Below are 16858 nucleotides of genomic sequence, written 5' to 3'. Positions count from 1 at the left end.
TTGGGATATTTCTAATATTATTGTGGATGCTCCCAGTGGTAGTTATTCGGTGGATTTGGCGTCTGGTACGGTGACTATTGATTTAGAATCGGGTAGTCATGTGACTATAGTTTATGCCAATACAGAGAAGACACCGCAACATTGTTGTTGTGTGCCAAAAGCACCTTGTTGCTGTAAGTGTGATTGCTGTTGTACTAAAAACTCCTGTAAAGCTTGTTGCTGTAAGTGTGATTGCTGTTGTACTAAAAACTCCTGTAAAGCTTGTTGCTGTAAGTGTGATTGCTGTTGTACTAAAAACTCCTGTAAAGCTTGTTGTGATCGCCATTTATGTTGTTGTGTGCCAAAAGCGTCTTGTAACTGTAAGAATCAGGTTTCGAATAATTCATATGCTGATGACATTGAAAGTGGCCCAAATAACACACAAATAACAACTGTTGACTCGTCAACTTCTATGCTTACATCATCATCTCCTGTCCAAACAACATTATCATCAAATAATTCATTGGATCGTTCTGATTTATCAAGCGCTTTGCCATCACAAACCACCTCACCAACACCAACCCCGTCTGCTTCTGATGACTCAGTAATGTTCGGCTTAGCTTGGATAGGCGTTGCTGTAGTGGTACTGTTTGTTGCTATTACAACACTGTTGTCAATTACTTTGCTATACTTGCGTAAAAGACATGTCTTTAGCCGTTAATCCTATATCCCAAACTTTTGGAGTGCACTGAGGGTAGGTTTGTGTTGGTGATTGCGTTGCTACGCTTCTCACTAAACTGTAAAAAATAGTAGTCAGCTTAGAGGTCATAGCCTCTTGCTGTGATCATTTTTCCGTTGATGACTTTGGTGGCGGAGTTGCCGATAACTATGGTTGTGACCATGTCGATGTTGCAGTTGAGCATGTCTTTGAGTGTTGTGATGGTGCTGGTTTGTCCTTCGCGTCCTGCTTGTCGCACGATACCTACAGGCGTTTTGGGGTTAATGTGTTTGAGCATAATCTCATAGGCTTTTGTTAGTGGTTCGATGCGTCCTTGGCTTTGTGGGTTATAGAGTACAATGGACATATCCGCTAGTGAGACTGCTTCTAGTCGGTGCTCGATTTTTTCCCACGGTGTTAGCAGATCACTTAGACTGATAACTGCAAAGTCACTTACTAACGGTGCGCCTAAAATGGCTGATGCAGATGTTGCTGCTGTTACACCTGGCACAACTTCTACCGGCACTGGGTTTGGGTCTTTGGCGGCTACCTCTAGCACAACGCCTGCCATTCCATATACACCTGGATCACCGCTAGATACCATAACAACTTGTTTGCCTGCTTTGGCTCTATCAACTGCAATTTTGGCTCGTTCCACTTCTCTGCCCATAGTGCCTGAGATAACTTCAGCATCTTTTTTGGTAACGTTTTCGACAAGTTTGATATATGTTCCATAACCAACAACGACATCGGCAGTTTCGATTTCTGTTCTGGCTTTGGGTGTGAGATGTTCGGGGTTGCCGGGTCCGATGCCGACTACACTTACTCTGCCTCGGCTACTGCCACTGTTGTCCCGTTTAGTTTGGTTTTCTTGAGAATCAGTTTTGAATTGTTTCCCGCTATCAGTAGTGCTGCTCGTTCGCATACTCCTCCAACACCAATTTTTTGTTGAACCATCGCTGAATCTGGTGACAGATCAGCATATGTCACTGAACGAAGTGCATCGACACTTAAAAACTCAAGCGGTGCTCCCAGTGCCTCCACTGCATCTAGCATGGGCTGAGAGTTGCGTTTTATATCAACCGTTGCAAAAGCGGTCACTCTTTGTAGTGGTACATGAATCTGTGCTAGTGCTTTTTCTACGGTTGTCACTATGTCTTTTGCTGGTGTGTCTTTGCGTGCGCCCAAGCCGACTATGATGCGTTTGGCGTTTAGGATGGTGAGGGGTTTTTTGGATTTGATGGTTGCGAGGGGGTTTTGGGTGATTATGATGCCTGCATCGTAGTGGGTATCTATAATTTCTATGGCTTGGGTGCTGGTTTGGACCTTTTTTATATCAAAATCACTCAGGGCTTCTAGGGGCATTTTGATATCATCTACCAATATTGCGGCAAGATTTCCATCGTTTACTATCGCTGAGTTCACGGCAACGAGGCTGTCTGGGTTTTGTATTGTTAGATGCATGGTTCGGGCGAGTTCATCTGCGCTCTGTTTACCTAATGCATCGGAGGCTGTGGTTATGACGGGAGTGGCGTTGATGCCTGCGGCTATGGTTCGGGTTAGGTCGTTTGCGCCGCCTAGATGTCCTGAGAGGAGGCTTATGACAAATTTGCCTGTGGCATCTACGCCTATAACAGGTGGATCGGTGAGTTTGCTCTCAAGAAGTGGTGCAACGGCGCGGATGATTATGCCGGTTGCCATGACTGCCACTAGAGCCTTTGTTTTGTTATAATTTTCTTTTATAAAATCGGCAAGGTTTGTTTCTATGGCTGTGACGCCGGGTTGGCTGTATTTTTTTGGGGCACAAACAATGGCACTTAACCCGCAGATATCGAGTGCTTTTTGGATTTTTAGTGCAGTTCCAACGCCGCGGTGGGTTATGGCAACAATTGTTATGCCTTGTTTTGTCATTTACTCCTCGCCCTTACGGAACCCCGTGGTGAATGTGGGGTCGTAGAGTTTAGAGAAGTCATAGGCCTGTGGGTCTAGGACTTTACCGACAAAGATGAGTGCGGTTTCGGTTATGTTTTGGGCTTTGACTTCCTCTACGATGTCATTGAGGGTGCCTTTGACGATTTTTTGCTCTGGCCAGGTTGCTTTGTAGACGACTTGGCAGGGTGTGTCTTTGGGGTAGCCTCCTATTTGGAGGTCCTCAACGACGCGGGCGATGTGGGGGGTGCCTAAAAAGATGACCATGGTGGCTTGGTGTGTTGCGAGTTTTTGTATGCTCTCGGCTTCGGGTACTGGGGTGCGTCCTTTGGGACGGGTGATTATAACAGTTTGGCTAATGTTTGGCAGTGTTAATTCTCTGTTTAGTGCGGCTGCACCGCCTAGCAGACAGCTGATGCCGGGGATGCGGAAGTATTCAATACCCTCGCTGTCTAGAGCTGTCATGACTTCTTGAATTGCACCATAAAAGCTGGGATCTCCATCGTGGAGCCGAACCACCAGTTTGTCTGCTCTAACGCCGTTAACCATAACTTGGAGCATTTCGGGCAGGCCCATCTTGGCACTGTCGTAGAGTGCAACGTTTGGTTTGCAGTATTTGAGATATTCTGGATTTAGCAGACTGCCTGTGTAGAGAACTATATCTGCTTGTTCGAGCCATTTTTTGCCTTTTAGGGTTATAAGTTCGGGGTCGCCTGATCCGGCGCCGATAAACACAACTTTATTCATGTTTACAACAACATCCCTTATGTCCGTTGTTTTGTTTCCAGTGAATAGGCACTGGATTTTTTTTAACGATAGCGACTGAGAAATAATCTTCTTTTACATCCCAGTTACTAACCTCGTCTAGTTTACCCACAATCACCTTCTCTTCAGATAGTGTGCATCGCTTAACCAATGCAACAGTCGAGTTTTTTGTGAAACCTGATTTGAGCAGGGTGGGTATGAGTTCTTTTATGTGAAACGCACATTTCATAAAGACCAGGTTATCTGCATGTCTGGCGGCATCTTCTAAGTGGGCCGAGTCAAGGTTTGTAGGAATGATTGTGACAACTTCATCTTTCTCAGCTAAAGGTAGTTTTGATGAGGCTGCGGCTGCAGTAACTGAGGTTACCCCTGGAATAATCTCTAGTTCGATTTCGGGATATGTTTCTTTGACACATTCATAGAGATAGCGAAAAGTACTATAGAGCATAGGATCGCCAAGGGTGATAAAAGCCACATCTTTGCCTTTTTGAGCTTTCTCAGCAACTATCGTTGCGTTTTCTACCCAGAGTTTGCGATTATTGAGATCATCTTTAGTCATAGGAAAAACAAGTTCTATAATCTCCGCGGGAGTTGTACGCTCCTCTAGAACTTCTTTAATCATACCTAGTGCCATACTGGGTTTGTTTATGTGACTCTTAGGTATGCAGATAATATCTACTTTTTTGAGGGCCTTTGCAGCCTTGAATGTAAGAAGCTCAGGGTCGCCTGGACCAACGCCAATGCCGATAAATACGCCAACCAACTAACATACCTCAAAGTTTTGTTGCTGAAACTATGGTTACTGGATTTCTTGCCATCATCATGGTCCCGCTGTTTATTTGTTTTCCCTTAGCCACCGAAACATTAGCCACATCGATATCTCTGTAGCCCAAAGCCTTCAATTCCGCAATGGCAGTCGTTGCAGTTTCTAGCAATATAGCATTTATGATGATTCTGCCACCGGATTTGAGTTTATAGTGAACTGTTTGAATAGTGGGTCTCAAAGCATGTCCTGCTCCGCCAATAAATACTGCATCTGCATTGGGTGGCGCCAAGAGTGCTTCAGGAGCTTTTCCCCTTGTGATGACCGTAATATTTTCTACTCCAAATTTTTCTACGTTGCTTTTTGTTAAATCTATGGCTGCGGGGTCTTCATCGATGGCATAAACTTTGCCTTTTGAACCAACTTGTATGGCTGCCTCAACAGTTAAGCCACCTGTGCCGCAGCCCACATCAATCACGACTGCACCTTCGCTTAGGCGTGCTTTGGCTATAGTGATTACTCGGATTTCTTCTTTAGTTGGTCCTGGAACTGTGTCTCGTTGATTAAACGCTTCATCGGGGATTCCAGATGTTTTGTGGGGCCAGTTTTTTACCATATCTCTTCACGTTGTTGTTAGTTTGTTGTTTATTTGATAACCATTACACATAGTGAACCAAAATTCAAACTCGCAATCTCTTCTATGGTGGTGTGTGTGATTTTTTCGCTCTCAAGGGTTATGTTCTCACAGATATACACTTGTGTTTTTGGATCACTGCCGGTTTTAAGCAAAAAGGCGGCTATGTTTTGTGGGGTAAAGTTTCTCTGATCTGGTAGTAGCAGAATGGTTTGTTTAGCTTGGGCCGCGAGGGTTAGTTTGTTTTTCTGCTCATCGGAGACTTCGCCGCCATGAAAGGTAAAGAGCCTAGCGGTGTCCCAGCTGATGTTTAATCGGGCCGCACAGGCCTGAATCGAGCTAACTCCGGGAACCACATTAATGTCCTTAGCGCTAAAGAGTCCGCTCTCAAGAACGGTATGCAACAACCCTGAGAATCCCGGATCACCTGTTGAGAGCAAAGCGGCCTTTTTATTTTCTTTAACTGCTTGAGCGGCTTTTTTTAATGAGTCTTGTAAATTTTTAGCAGTTAAAACAACCTGCTCGCCCCGAATCTCTCCCAAAAAAAGTGCTAAACTTCTTTGGGCTCCAATAACTAGATCTGCTTGTTGAACAGCTTTTTTTGCCGCTGGCGTAACGTAGTCTGCTGACCCTGGTCCGATACCCACTATGTCAAGTTTTGCCAAGGTTTGTTACACCGTGCGTTTGTGTCCATGCCAAGAACTCTGCCATCCATAGCCACGATAACGATGCTTATCTTTATCTTGTTTTCCACCCGGTCGCTGACCCTTTGATGTATCCGCTCAGCTATGCGATCATAGGTTGCTTCTGCCAAGTTTGCGGTTTGCAGAATTGCTGTGGCCTCATCGGAGGTGTTTGCCTCTAAGAGTTCGTTGACCAGTTTTTGATCTGCTCCGACTGCGCCTGCATAGGCTGCGATGACTTCGTTTCTTGAGTCTCCTACTTTGTGGTGAGTGTTAAAGATGTTTGCGGCTAATTTGACCAGTTTGCCTGAGTGTCCCAGAAGAATGATTTCTTTAACGTTTTTGTCGACGGCTTTGTCGAGCATGTAGCCCACAAAGTCTCCGGTTTGTACGATTGCATCTTCGGGAACCCCGAATTTTTCTTTAGCAATACGCTCGCCTATGTTACCTGGAACACAGAGTATGCGTTTGTAACCGTGTGCTAATGCGACATCGATTTGTGGCACAAGGGAGCGGCGACAGGCTTCTAGGGAGTATGGTTTAACTATGCCTGTGGTCCCAAGAATCGACACGCCGCCTCTTATGCCCAGTTTGTCGTTCATGGTTTTTTTGGTAATGTTTGCACCCTCAGGTGCTGTAATTAGAACATCTGCGCCTCTGTTGGGGGGTAGGGCTTCTTGTATGGCTTCAGTTATCATGGCTTTGGGCACTGGGTTGATGGCACCCTCACCTATAGCTACCTGCAGACCTGCTTTGGTAACTGTACCGATCCCTTCGCCGCTTTTGATGGTAATTTTACCGTCGTTGGTTAGTTTGACGGTAGCAGTGATTTCCATTTTATCGGTGGCATCTATGTCTTGACCAGCATCTTTTACTGTTGTTGCCTCTGCTGTGTCTTCTGTGAGTTTGCGGCTGGATTTAATAGGAACCTCAAAACGCAAACCAATTGGTGTTGGAATAACTACCCGATCCACTGGTTGGGTTGTTGCGGCTATGGTTGCGGCTTTGGCGGCTGCAGCGGCTGTGGCCCCTGTTGTTATGCCGTATTTTAAAAACCGCGCCATCGTTATTTCCTCTATGGATTGGCTTCGGCCATCGCTAATAATGCGTTAAAGATGGCGACTGCAATGGTGCTGCTGCCTTTTTTTCCTCTTGTAATCATGTAGGGAACATTGAGTTGGGCGATGGCTTCTTTGGATTCTGCCGCACCAACATAGCCCACTGGAACCGCGATTATGAGTGCTGGTTTAATTTTACCTTGCTTAACCTGCTCAGCTAACTCAAAGGCTGCTGTTGGGGCATTACCGATTAAAAAGATGGCATTATCTGCATTATCCGCTACTGCTAGTCGTACTGCTGCTGTGGATCTTGTGATGGACTCATCAGTTGCAGCTTTGCTGGCGCGGGGGTCATCGATGTAGGTTAGGATTTCTCCTCCAAAGCGCTGGATTCGTGCTTCGTGAATACCTGCTTTAATCATCTTGGTGTCAGTTATGATTTTGGCGCCTGCTTTGATGGCGCTGACCCCTGCCTCTACAGCTTGTTCACTTATGACTAAGAGTTTTGCAAATTCCGGATCTGCGGTAGTGTGAACAACCCGCTCAATGATGGGAATTTGGTTTTTGGGTGCTTTGTTTAGCACATCTTGGATCTCGGGGTGAATAAGTTTCATGCTCTGCTCATAGATCTTTGTCGAGGTCGCTGGATAGGTCTCTATGGGTGAGCCTTTGAAGCGGGCATGACGGTGTTGCCAATCATTGCCTATGGCTTTTAGAGCTTTTTCTTCAAGGATAACTGCTAGGCATTGGTCTGCACCAATAGGTTCGCCGTAGAAGAGTTGAATGCCCCGTTGGGTGAGCTGAGATTGTTTGTCTTTGACCTCTATTAGTTCGGGAATTTCTTGTGTGGTGTGGACTCCTGCGGCAAGAAACACTGGTACCAGCACAATTTTAGTAACACCATTTTTGGCGATGGTGTCTATGGCTTCGGGAATGGTTGGGGTGTTGCGAATCATAAAGGCAATCTCGACCAGCTTGAAGGCTGATTGTGCCCGTAAAATCTCTGCAAGTTTTTCCAGGTTTTCTTGATTATGGGGGAGTTTACTTCCATGTCCAATTAAGATTAAACCTGTGTTGTCTAATGCTTTGTTTGTCACTGTTTTTTCCCCGCTTTCTCAAACAATTTAGCCGCTACTTCGATGGTTTGTTTATCCTCGGTTTTGGCGGCTAACCTGAGATTCTCAACTATAGGAATAAAGGTTTGCTTGAGTAAAATTGATGTTAAATCATTTAAAACCTGTTTTTGATGATCATCTAGGTTGCCCATTTTGTTGAGTGCTGTGAGGAGTTCGCGTTTGCGGATTTGTTCGGTCTCTGAGAGAATCTCGGAGATGATTAATCGTACGCTTAGTCCTTTCATATCGTCTTCGAGATTAACCAATTCATCGTTTAACAATAGTTGTGCATGTTCGATGGCTTTTTCTCGTTGGGCTTTGTTTTTATCTGCTATTAGTTGCAGATCATCAATGTTGTAGAGTTTGGCGTTGGCTACTTCGTTGACGCTTTTTTCGACGTTACGGGGGTTGGATATGTCTATGATTAGCATAGGTGCGGGGTTTGTGCGTTTAGTGATCAGATGGGCAATGATTTCTTTGGTTAGCAGGTAGTGGGGTGCTGAGGTAGAGCAGATGACTACATCGGCGTCTACCATAACTTGGTCGAATTTGTCAAAGCGTACTGCTTCGCCGTTTAGGTCTGTGGCGAGTTTAACAGCTCGATCGTAGGTGCGATTAGCGATAAATATGGGACTTAGGCATCGGTGTGCAAGGGCTTTGGAGACAAGTGTGCCGATTTCTCCTGCGCCCATGACAAGAATTTTTTTGTCCTCCAAGTTTTCAAGTAGCATAACTGCTAATTCGACTGCGGCAGATCCAATTGAAACAGCGCCTTTGTTGATGCCTGTTTCGTTGCGTACATGTCTGCCGATAGTCATGGCGCGGTTAAAGAGATGCTTTAGAATTGGACCTAGGGTTTTGGTGTTGTCTGCTTCTAGGTAGGCATCCCAGACTTGGTTTAGAATTTGTTCCTCGCCTATAACCATTGATTCCATGCCTGAGGTTAGGCGGAGTAAATGGTTTAGGGCTTCTTTATCTGATGCAACCTCGATGCAATTTGAAATTTCTTTGGCATGTTCGCCTGCTCGATTGGCGAGGTATTCTTTGATGGTTGTGAGTGTTTTTTTGTTTTCCTCAGCTGTGAGGTAGATCTCTATTCTGTTGCATGTTTGTAGAAATAGGCATTCTTCTACGCCTTCTATGGTTTTGAGTTCGTTTAGTGCTTGGGTTTTTTCTTTAAATGCAACAGTTTCCATTTGCATAACCCGGGCTGTCTTATGTGTGATGCGGACGTTGAGCACGTGGTCTTCTTTAGCCGAGAAAGTCATGGATGGATAAACCGACCGGCTTAAATATAATGTTTACGGTAAATGCAGAATTGGGGTTTTTTGGTTGTTTTTACACTACAACTAACTTGAGTAGTGTGTATTCATACATATATCTGTGGGTGGCGTAGAAAATAATTCAGGGTGGTGGGAAATTCGGTTGGAGATCTGTGGTCTGTTTCTTTTTTGGTATGGTTGGCTGATTTTGACTTTGCAGGTGGATTGGTTGGTTCATTTTTCTTGGGGTTGGTGAGTTGTGGGTGATGCTGTTCCTACTCGGCTACTGTGTGATCAAATGTGAATAAAGAACGGAAGGAATGATTGTTTTTGGTAGTAGTTTTCACAGGCGCTCTTCACCCAATCTGTTTATAGCTAAACCTGATTTAAAGGTTATTTAAACTTTGGTTGATAAACTGGTGAATCTAAATACACTCTACCTACTTGCCAAGTCAGAGGGTTATTATCGTCAGCTAAGCGCAAAATCTATAAATCAGCCTATAAATACAAGCTGTTTGTGTATAAATGTGCACTACTTGAGCAATTTACGTCACAAAATAGGTCTAGTTTACTTATCAGGTGCTCTACCCTGCTTTGAAAACTTTGGCAACCTCCCCACACACTTAGTTTGTGCAGACGGCCAAGTTGACGGCAAACCCGCCTCAGAAGTTTTAGACATGATCATCATCCCCGGCGGTAGCCTTGTCGAATCAGCCAGCATCAACCCAACCGTCGCCAAAGAAATCACCAAAATGGCCCAAGCCGGAAAATACGTACTAGGCGTATGCTCAGGCTTTCAAGTGCTCGCCAAAGAAACCGACATCGGACGACTATCCACCTCCCCAATCACAAGAAAAGGTCTAGGCTTACTTGACGCCGAATTCAAACCACTAATCTGCACCGAGCGTGTCTGGGCCAGCATAGTTGATACAAGCTTTATCACAAAACAAATCGGCCAAAAAGTCAGCGGATTTCACTGCCACACCTACGGCCAAACCATACTCCACAAAAACGCTCGCCCTATCCTTATAACTCATGCCCAGCGCGTAAACTATAAAAAAAATCCCCAAGACCTCATCTCAGGAGTCACAAACAAAGAAGGCAACATCTCAGGAGTTTTTATCCACGGCCTCATAGACAAAAACCCCATCATCATCCAAAGCATCCAACAATCCCTCGACATAACCCCACATGACCTAAACGAAATCAAAAAAGCCAACACCGAACTGCTCAAAAACATCCAAAACGAAATCGGCATATCCACAAACATCCGCCAACAACAACCTCTGACAAACCAAACCCCACCCAAACTCATCCTAGTCACCGCCTTGGGCAGCGGCTCAGGCAAAACATTTCTAGTAACCGGCATCGCCGGCGCACTTAAAAAACGCGGTTACAAAGTTGGTGTCCTAAAAGTCGGCGGAGACATCCGCGACGCCGTCTCCTCGCTCTATCTCACAAAAGAACCCATCCAAGAATACTCCTCAATTAAAATCGGTGAAAGCGGCTGGACACCTCTGGAACAAGCCATCCCCATGGCAAGCCAAGACTACAACTTTATCATAATCGAGGGCGCCATGAGCGCCTTCACCGGTCTGCTAAACCAAAACTACAGCCGACCTATGTCAACAGCTGAGGTTGCAGCCGCTTTGGACGCCTCAACAATTGTCGTGGTAGGCTGTGATAAAGAAGGCATCGAAGGAGCCCTCATAAGCGCCCTTAACTACATAAGAAACCTCCAGAGTCTAGGTGTCAAAGTTCAAGGTGTTATTTTAAACAAACTCCGAATCAGCTATCTAACCGAGCAAACCAAACAAATGATCCAACACGCCTTCCAACAGGCCGGGGTAACACTGTTAGGTATGATACCGCGATTAGATTTAGAAGCACGCGGCATGATTCCTGAAATCGAAATCCAATACGAAGCATTTGGCACCCAAGCCCTAAACACCGCAGAAGAATGCCTCGACCTAGAGTTGCTCACAAAAATTGCTACCCCGCCAAAGATAACAAAAATTGATTATGATTTGTTTGTAGCCAAATTCAAAAACCTCATAACCAACCATACGCTTAGTGATTCCAAAGGGGAATAACATGCTAATTGATCTCAAACTCAGCGGCCAAACCGTTATGGTGATCGGCGGAGGCAAAGAAGCAACCCGCAAAGTCAAAAGCTTCCTTGACTCTGGCGCAATAATTTGGATGATCAGCCGCGACTTCTCAGATGATGCTTTAAACCTTGGAGAAACAAAGCAAGTTAACCTGCTTAAAACCGAAATTAAAGACGCTCAAACATTTATTGACAGCCTAAAACCCAAACCCGACATACTCCTAGCAGCCACTGATAATGCTAAACTCAACCACGACCTCATAAAAACCGCCCTCTCATATGGCTGTTTGGTATATGCGGTTGATAATGCTGCGCTTAGCGATTTTATTCTGCCCGCAATCGCCAAAGTCGGCAATGTCAAAGTCGCCATCTCCACCGGAGGCAAAAGTCCCGCTATGGCCCATGTGCTTCGCGAACGCATTGAAAAATTAATTACCCCCCAGGATTTACTTGCCATTGAATTGCAAGAAAAAATCCGTAACACTCTCAAAAACAGTATTTCTAACCCAAAAGATAGAAGTAAACTGTTATATGAGATATTAGACAACGAGAACATTAAAAGAGCCCTCTTGGAAAATAACCTTGAACTGGCTCAAAAATTAGCCCTAACACTCGTAGAAAAAGGTGAAACAAAACAATGAGTTTTCCCTCTGTACGTATGCGCAGACTGCGCAAAACGCAAGCACTACGCGATATGCTCAACCCCATCACACTCAACCCTGCTCATCTAATCTGTCCCATATTTGTTGAAGAAGACCTCAAAAACCCTGTGCCCATCGAATCAATGCCCGGCTACAACCGAGTACCGCTCTCAATGGTTGTAGAGGAAGCTAAAGCCGCAATGGCTCAAGGCATAAAATCAGTACTTTTGTTTGGCATTCCCGCTAAAAAAGATGAAACAGGCACAGGCGCCTACCATAAAGACGGCATTATCCAACAAGCCATCCGTTTACTCAAAAAAGCCTGCGGTGATGAGCTTGTCATTATTGGTGATGTTTGTCTTTGTGAATATATGAGTCATGGTCACTGTGGAATAGTCAAAGACAATCAAGTCCAAAACGACTCAACCCTGCCCCTTTTGGCTAAAACAGCTGTCAGCTATGCCCAAGCCGGCATCGACATAGTCGCACCATCGGCCATGATGGATGGCCAAATTGCCGCTATCCGAGAAGCACTCGACGAAGCAGGCTACGATCAAATCCCAATTATTGCCTATGCCGCCAAATATGCCTCAGGCTTCTATGGTCCCTTTCGAGAAGCCGCTGAATCCACCCCAAAATTTGGCGACCGACGTAGCTACCAGATGAACCAAGGCAACCCCCAAGAAGCCCTGCGAGAAATCGAGCTCGACATTGCTGAAGGCGCAGATATGATAATGATCAAACCCGCACTTGCATACCTAGACATTATCACCCTAGCCAAAGCCAGTTTTAATGTGCCTGTGGTTGCCTACAATGTAAGCGGCGAGTACAGTATGGTTAAAGCCGCCGCACAAAACGGATGGATAGATGAGCAAACAATCATCCGTGAAATCCTAATCGGTATGAAACGTGCCGGCGCTGATCTCATTATAACCTATCATGCCAAAGATGTAAAATCCTGGTTGACTTAACCTTGACTGAATCCAAATCTCTGAAGCTCTATGAGCGAGCAAAAAAAACTTTGCCCGGCGGCGTAAACAGCCCCGTTCGAGCCTTTGAGCCCTACCCCTTCTTTGTAGAATGTGCTCAGGGTTCCAAACTCTATGATGCCGATGGAAAAAAATACCTCGACTACTGCATGGCATACGGCGCACTGCTTCTAGGTCATGCCAACCCCGAGATTCTTGACGCCGTTAAAGCGCAGCTCCCAAGAGGCACCCTCTATGGAACCCCAACAGAGCTCGAAGTTCAATTCGCAGAAACCATAAGCCAAGTCTCCCCCTGTATGGAGATGATGCGTTTGGTAAGTACAGGCACCGAAGCAACCATGCATGCCCTGAGAGCCGCCCGAGGTTATACCAATCGTAAAAAAATCATCAAATTCGACGGATGCTTCCATGGCAGTCACGATAATGTATTAGTCAAAGCCGGCTCAGGCGCAGCAACCTTTGGCACGCCTAACTCACTGGGCATCCCCCAAGAAACCACCCAAAACACAATAGTGCTCCCCTACAACGATCTTGAAGCATTGGAAAACACCTTTAGAGCCGAGGGCCAAAATATCGCTGCTGTAATAGTTGAACCCGTGATGGCTAATGTGGGCTTAATCTTACCCAAAGCAGACTATTTACAGAATCTGAGAAAAATAACTCAGACCTATGGAACCGTTTTAATCTTTGATGAAATCATCACCGGCTTCCGCCTTGCCCTGGGAGGCGCACAAGAATACTTTGGCATCAAACCCGACATGGCAACCCTAGGCAAAGTCTTAGGCGGCGGATTCCCCCTGGCAGCATTTGGTGGAAAAAGCGAGATCATGCAAAACATAAGCCCCGCCGGCAAAGTCTACCAAGCCGGAACCTTTAGCGGCAACCCCGTCTCAGCCACCGCAGGTATGACCACTCTTAATTATCTATCCAAAAACAAAACCCAACTCTACCCCCAACTCGAAAAAAAAGCCTCAGATCTCAAAAAGTTCCTCCTCGACCAAGCCACAAGCTACCAGCTACCTGTACAGGTCTACAGCATTGCCTCACTCTATCAACTCTTCTTTACAGCCCAAGACATAACAAACTATGACGACGCCAAACACAGCAACCAAACCATGTTTAGTGCATACTTCCACGAACTGCTAAAACAAGGCGTATTCATACCCCCCTCTCAATATGAAACCTGCTTTATCTCAACCGCACACACAGAAGACGACCTCAAATTCACCACAAACGCACTAGACTGCGCCCTCAAAGCCGTAGCTAACACGAGGACAACCCCATGAAACTAATCGTTGGCACCCGAGGCAGCAAACTAGCCCTAACCCAGACTAATCGCACCCTAGACTGGATAAAAGCCAAAAACCCACAAGTAGAATTCGAGCTCAAAATTATTCACACCCTAGGCGACAAAGAACACGGCAAACCCCTCTTTAGCATCGATGCCAAGGGCCTCTTTGAAAAAGAAATCGACCAACAAGTCGTTAACGGCGAAGTCGACTTTGCCGTCCACAGCTTAAAAGACGTTCCCATTGTGGAGATACAAACCGGCACTGTGATAGCTGCAATTCCCAAACGCGACTCACCAAACGACGTATTTATCTCCCACAACAATGTTCCCTTCAAAGATTTACCCCACGGCGCAGTTGTTGGCACCGGCAGCCTGCGCCGCCTAGCCGAAATCAAATACCTCCGACCTGACCTAGATGTGCAACCCATCCGCGGCAACGTTGATACACGCATAAACAAAGTGATCAGCGGCGAACTCGCCGGTATAGTCATCGCCCAAGCCGGATTAGAACGACTAAACATAGCAGACCAAATAACCGAAAGCCTCCCCCTCGAACATTTCCCCTCAGCCGCAGGCCAAGGCGCCATAGCAGTCACCGCCAAAGAAGGCAACACAAAACTCATCACTTTATTACAATCCATCGAAGACCCAGCCAGCAAAGCCGAAATCACCGCCGAGCGCAGTCTAGTGCTTAAACTTGAGGGCGGATGCCGAGTTCCCATCGGCGCAGTTGCCAAAGCCCAAGGAAACCAACTCACCCTTTTGGGAAGTATCTTTTCACTAAACGACCAAAGAAAAATCAGCGCCCAAGCAAACGGCACCCTAAACCAAGCCAAAGAACTAGGCACCAAAGTGGGCGAAGAACTAATCAATCAGGGTGCAGAAGAATTCGAGAAGCAATGGAGAGAAAAGTATGGCGTATGGTAGAGTATTTCTAGTCGGCGCCGGCCCCGGCGACCCAAAACTACTAACAGTCAAAGCTGTTGAGCTAATAAAAACCGCTGACGTAGTTATCTATGACCGCTTAGGCGTCAGCGGAGAAGTTCTAGCCATGGCACCCCCAAAAGCCGAGTTGCTCTTTGTGGGCAAACGCAGTGGCCTTCACGAAGTTCCCCAAGACAAAATAACCGAGCTCATAATCGAGAAAGCCAAACAAGGCGGCCAAGTGATACGCCTAAAAGGCGGAGACCCCTTCATCTTTGGCCGAGGAGGCGAAGAAGCCGAAGCCCTACTCGCAGAGGGTATTGCATTTGAATATGTACCAGGCGTGAGCTCCTCAATTGTCGCACCCGCCTACGCAGGCATCCCCCTCACACACCGTGACTACGCCGCCTCAGTAGCCATCATCACCGGACACAGAGCAGGCGACGCCGACAAACCCATCGACTGGATAAAAATCGCCCACGCCGTTGACACCATGGTTATTCTCATGGGCGTCGAATCACTCCAAGGCATAGTCGAAAAACTCTTAACCGGCGGCATAAACCCCAAAAAACCCATCGCCATGATCGAATCAGGCACCCTCCCCCAACAACGCACCCTAATCGCTACCCTGGGCACCATTATACAAGAAGCCCAAGATAGAAACATAAAACCACCCTCTGTTATTGTCATCGGAGAAGTCGCAATATTAGGCAGGAAACTTTCATGGTTCAAAACACCCCTCTAAAAGGCCGCATCGTAGCCATAACCCGCCCCATTGGGCAAACCGAAGAAGCAGGCGAACTCATCAGAAATAAAGGCGGCGTTCCCTATTACATCCCCGCCATAGAAATAAAACCCCTAAACAACCCCGAATCCCTCAAAAAATTCATAACTGAACTTCAAGAGGGCACTGTGGACTACGTGGCTCTGATGAGCACAAACGGAGTCAAACACCTCTTTAGCGCCACCGAAGACATCAAACAAACCACCCAACTCTATGAAGGCCTAAAAAATACTTGTGTTATTGCAGTCGGCCCCAAAACAGCCGAAGCCCTCCAAGAAAAAAATATTCGCGTGGATATGATTCCACAAAAATACAGCAGCGAAGGCCTGCTTGAGGCTCTCTCAAACACTAATCTTAAAAACAAAACTTTTCGCATCCCCCGAACAAGCAACGCCTCACCCACCCTCACTGAGACTCTTCGAGCGATGGGTGCTGATGTTGAGGAAATCTATGTCTACGAATCAGGTCTACCCATAGATGAAGCAGTCAAAACCAAATTCTACCAAGACCTAACCCAGGGCCATATAAACGCCCTATTGTTTGGTAGCGGCTTGAGCGCTAAAAACATCTTTAAAATGCTTACCGAAAAAACAACCCTGGATCAACTCCGTCAAATCATAACCGAAAAAGTTGCCATAGTTGCCATCGGACCCACAACCGCCCAAGCCCTAAAAGAACTCAACATATCCGTCAATGTTGTACCAAACGATTACCTCTTTGACAGTGCCCTTGACGCTCTTGCCCAATATTGGGCTGAGCTCTAATCCTTTTTATTGTAGCTGTGCCGGTGCAGTCACTCAGGTTTAAACTACCTAAATGTTAACCCATAAAATAGTAACAGTACGATTTTATGGAGGTGGATATATGGAAGCAGACAAAAATGGAGCGGGACGAGTAAAATTAACCGTTGAACTAGAAGTTAACCAAACCGCCATGGAGCTGATTAAAGAAAACACTGACAGCGTGGTTAGCGCGGTTTCTCAGAGTATGAGTGCTATGCGCTCGGGTTCAAAAAACGGTTTTAGACACAAACAAAATGAAACCTCTGTTGCGGGTATTGTGCATCCCGACCAAGAAGTAACCCCGTAGCTACCTAAAATCCCGAGAAATGTAACTATGACGTTGTAATGGGGCATAAAAAACCGTCTAAATTATAATTACGCCTTAAAGTGACATTTCCCATAAACCAAAACATAGTTATATTAGTACGTAA

At 46.0% G+C, this 16858-nt stretch carries 19 protein-coding genes; 10 read left to right on the top strand and 9 right to left on the bottom strand.

From position 1 onward, the window contains the following. Positions 1 to 179 precede the first annotated feature (179 nt). Entirely contained in the window at positions 180 to 428 is a 249-nt protein-coding gene (locus tag FWF39_RS09500) for a hypothetical protein (RefSeq protein ID WP_343383206.1), read from the top strand. A gap of 23 nt (positions 429 to 451) precedes the next feature. Continuing rightward, a complete protein-coding gene (locus FWF39_RS09495) occupies positions 452 to 700 on the top strand; it encodes a hypothetical protein (RefSeq protein ID WP_343383205.1) in 249 nt (82 codons plus the stop codon). Positions 701 to 797: 97 nt separating this feature from the next. Here the strand turns inward: FWF39_RS09495 and cobJ are convergent, their stop codons facing one another. From cobJ to hemA, 9 genes are read right to left on the bottom strand one after another with little or no spacing between them, the layout of a single operon-like run. Further along, positions 798 to 1622, bottom strand: a complete 825-nt coding sequence (gene cobJ, locus FWF39_RS09490) for a precorrin-3B C(17)-methyltransferase (protein ID WP_343383204.1) — start codon at positions 1620 to 1622, stop codon at positions 798 to 800. Beyond that, complete coding sequence (locus tag FWF39_RS09485; protein WP_343383203.1) at positions 1520 to 2608, bottom strand: cobalamin biosynthesis protein; 1089 nt, start codon at positions 2606 to 2608, stop codon at positions 1520 to 1522. Before FWF39_RS09485 ends, cobJ begins: the two co-directional genes overlap by 103 nt. Next, complete coding sequence (gene cobM / locus FWF39_RS09480) at positions 2609 to 3373, bottom strand: precorrin-4 C(11)-methyltransferase (RefSeq protein WP_343383202.1); 765 nt, start codon at positions 3371 to 3373, stop codon at positions 2609 to 2611. Next, the gene (gene cobI, locus FWF39_RS09475; RefSeq protein ID WP_343383201.1) at positions 3366 to 4154 is read right to left on the bottom strand and encodes a precorrin-2 C(20)-methyltransferase; all 789 of its coding nucleotides are present in this window, start codon (positions 4152 to 4154) and stop codon (positions 3366 to 3368) included. The genes cobM and cobI overlap by 8 nt, the downstream gene beginning before the upstream one ends. Before the next feature lie 10 nt (positions 4155 to 4164). Further along, positions 4165 to 4770, bottom strand: a complete 606-nt coding sequence (cbiT, locus tag FWF39_RS09470) for a precorrin-6Y C5,15-methyltransferase (decarboxylating) subunit CbiT (RefSeq protein ID WP_343383200.1) — start codon at positions 4768 to 4770, stop codon at positions 4165 to 4167. Positions 4771 to 4799: 29 nt separating this feature from the next. Continuing rightward, the gene (cbiE, locus tag FWF39_RS09465; RefSeq protein ID WP_343383199.1) at positions 4800 to 5453 is read right to left on the bottom strand and encodes a precorrin-6y C5,15-methyltransferase (decarboxylating) subunit CbiE; all 654 of its coding nucleotides are present in this window, start codon (positions 5451 to 5453) and stop codon (positions 4800 to 4802) included. Then, the gene (cbiD, locus tag FWF39_RS09460) at positions 5435 to 6535 is read right to left on the bottom strand and encodes a cobalt-precorrin-5B (C(1))-methyltransferase CbiD (RefSeq protein ID WP_343383198.1); all 1101 of its coding nucleotides are present in this window, start codon (positions 6533 to 6535) and stop codon (positions 5435 to 5437) included. Before cbiD ends, cbiE begins: the two co-directional genes overlap by 19 nt. 11 nt (positions 6536 to 6546) lie before the next feature. Beyond that, positions 6547 to 7626: a sirohydrochlorin nickelochelatase gene (gene cfbA / locus FWF39_RS09455; protein WP_343383197.1), complete on the bottom strand. Its 1080-nt coding sequence runs from the start codon at positions 7624 to 7626 to the stop codon at positions 6547 to 6549. Further along, positions 7623 to 8912, bottom strand: a complete 1290-nt coding sequence (gene hemA, locus FWF39_RS09450) for a glutamyl-tRNA reductase (protein ID WP_343383196.1) — start codon at positions 8910 to 8912, stop codon at positions 7623 to 7625. The genes cfbA and hemA overlap by 4 nt, the downstream gene beginning before the upstream one ends. Positions 8913 to 9310: 398 nt before the next feature. On the opposite strand from hemA, the gene FWF39_RS09445 reads away from it, so the two are divergent. The 8 genes from FWF39_RS09445 (at position 9311) to FWF39_RS09410 (ending at position 16734) form a co-directional block, all read left to right on the top strand. Further along, the gene (locus FWF39_RS09445) at positions 9311 to 10999 is read left to right on the top strand and encodes an AAA family ATPase (protein ID WP_343383195.1); all 1689 of its coding nucleotides are present in this window, start codon (positions 9311 to 9313) and stop codon (positions 10997 to 10999) included. A gap of 1 nt (position 11000) precedes the next feature. Next, positions 11001 to 11657 carry a bifunctional precorrin-2 dehydrogenase/sirohydrochlorin ferrochelatase gene (locus FWF39_RS09440; protein ID WP_343383194.1) on the top strand — a complete coding sequence of 219 codons (657 nt, stop codon included), beginning with the start codon at positions 11001 to 11003 and terminating at the stop codon, positions 11655 to 11657. Beyond that, on the top strand, positions 11654 to 12628 hold the full coding sequence (gene hemB / locus FWF39_RS09435) for a porphobilinogen synthase (RefSeq protein ID WP_343383193.1): 975 nt from the start codon (positions 11654 to 11656) through the stop codon (positions 12626 to 12628). The genes FWF39_RS09440 and hemB overlap by 4 nt, the downstream gene beginning before the upstream one ends. Before the next feature lie 2 nt (positions 12629 to 12630). Beyond that, positions 12631 to 13932: a glutamate-1-semialdehyde 2,1-aminomutase gene (gene hemL / locus FWF39_RS09430; RefSeq protein WP_343383192.1), complete on the top strand. Its 1302-nt coding sequence runs from the start codon at positions 12631 to 12633 to the stop codon at positions 13930 to 13932. After that, a complete protein-coding gene (hemC, locus tag FWF39_RS09425) occupies positions 13929 to 14864 on the top strand; it encodes a hydroxymethylbilane synthase (RefSeq protein WP_343383191.1) in 936 nt (311 codons plus the stop codon). Before hemL ends, hemC begins: the two co-directional genes overlap by 4 nt. Then, entirely contained in the window at positions 14851 to 15606 is a 756-nt protein-coding gene (gene cobA / locus FWF39_RS09420) for a uroporphyrinogen-III C-methyltransferase (protein WP_343383190.1), read from the top strand. The genes hemC and cobA overlap by 14 nt, the downstream gene beginning before the upstream one ends. Next, a complete protein-coding gene (locus FWF39_RS09415) occupies positions 15585 to 16409 on the top strand; it encodes a uroporphyrinogen-III synthase (protein WP_343383189.1) in 825 nt (274 codons plus the stop codon). Before cobA ends, FWF39_RS09415 begins: the two co-directional genes overlap by 22 nt. A gap of 100 nt (positions 16410 to 16509) precedes the next feature. Beyond that, positions 16510 to 16734 (top strand): hypothetical protein, encoded by a 225-nt coding sequence (locus FWF39_RS09410; RefSeq protein ID WP_343383188.1) that lies wholly within the window; start codon positions 16510 to 16512, stop codon positions 16732 to 16734. The last annotated feature ends 124 nt before the right edge of the window (positions 16735 to 16858 follow it).

It is taken from the genome of Candidatus Bathycorpusculum sp., assembly GCF_009778815.1.
GTDB classification, from domain to species: Archaea; Thermoproteota; Bathyarchaeia; order Bathyarchaeales; family Bathycorpusculaceae; genus Bathycorpusculum; species Bathycorpusculum hydrogenotrophicum.
Note: the sequence above shows the minus strand (reverse complement) of the source record. Positions and strands in the feature narration are given on the sequence as shown.

Excerpts from the sequence above, each read along its gene's own strand:
- FWF39_RS09495 (WP_343383205.1), top strand. The coding sequence starts at position 452 with ATGCTTACATCATCATCTCCTGTCCAAACAACATTATCATCAAATAAT.
- cobJ (WP_343383204.1), bottom strand. The coding sequence starts at position 1,622 with ATGCGAACGAGCAGCACTACTGATAGCGGGAAACAATTCAAAACTGAT.
- FWF39_RS09485 (WP_343383203.1), bottom strand. The coding sequence starts at position 2,608 with ATGACAAAACAAGGCATAACAATTGTTGCCATAACCCACCGCGGCGTT.
- cobM (WP_343383202.1), bottom strand. The coding sequence starts at position 3,373 with ATGAATAAAGTTGTGTTTATCGGCGCCGGATCAGGCGACCCCGAACTT.
- cbiT (WP_343383200.1), bottom strand. The coding sequence starts at position 4,770 with ATGGTAAAAAACTGGCCCCACAAAACATCTGGAATCCCCGATGAAGCG.
- cbiD (WP_343383198.1), bottom strand. The coding sequence starts at position 6,535 with ATGGCGCGGTTTTTAAAATACGGCATAACAACAGGGGCCACAGCCGCT.
- hemA (WP_343383196.1), bottom strand. The coding sequence starts at position 8,912 with ATGACTTTCTCGGCTAAAGAAGACCACGTGCTCAACGTCCGCATCACA.
- FWF39_RS09440 (WP_343383194.1), top strand. The coding sequence starts at position 11,001 with ATGCTAATTGATCTCAAACTCAGCGGCCAAACCGTTATGGTGATCGGC.
- hemB (WP_343383193.1), top strand. The coding sequence starts at position 11,654 with ATGAGTTTTCCCTCTGTACGTATGCGCAGACTGCGCAAAACGCAAGCA.
- hemC (WP_343383191.1), top strand. The coding sequence starts at position 13,929 with ATGAAACTAATCGTTGGCACCCGAGGCAGCAAACTAGCCCTAACCCAG.
- cobA (WP_343383190.1), top strand. The coding sequence starts at position 14,851 with ATGGCGTATGGTAGAGTATTTCTAGTCGGCGCCGGCCCCGGCGACCCA.
- FWF39_RS09415 (WP_343383189.1), top strand. The coding sequence starts at position 15,585 with ATGGTTCAAAACACCCCTCTAAAAGGCCGCATCGTAGCCATAACCCGC.
- FWF39_RS09410 (WP_343383188.1), top strand. The coding sequence starts at position 16,510 with ATGGAAGCAGACAAAAATGGAGCGGGACGAGTAAAATTAACCGTTGAA.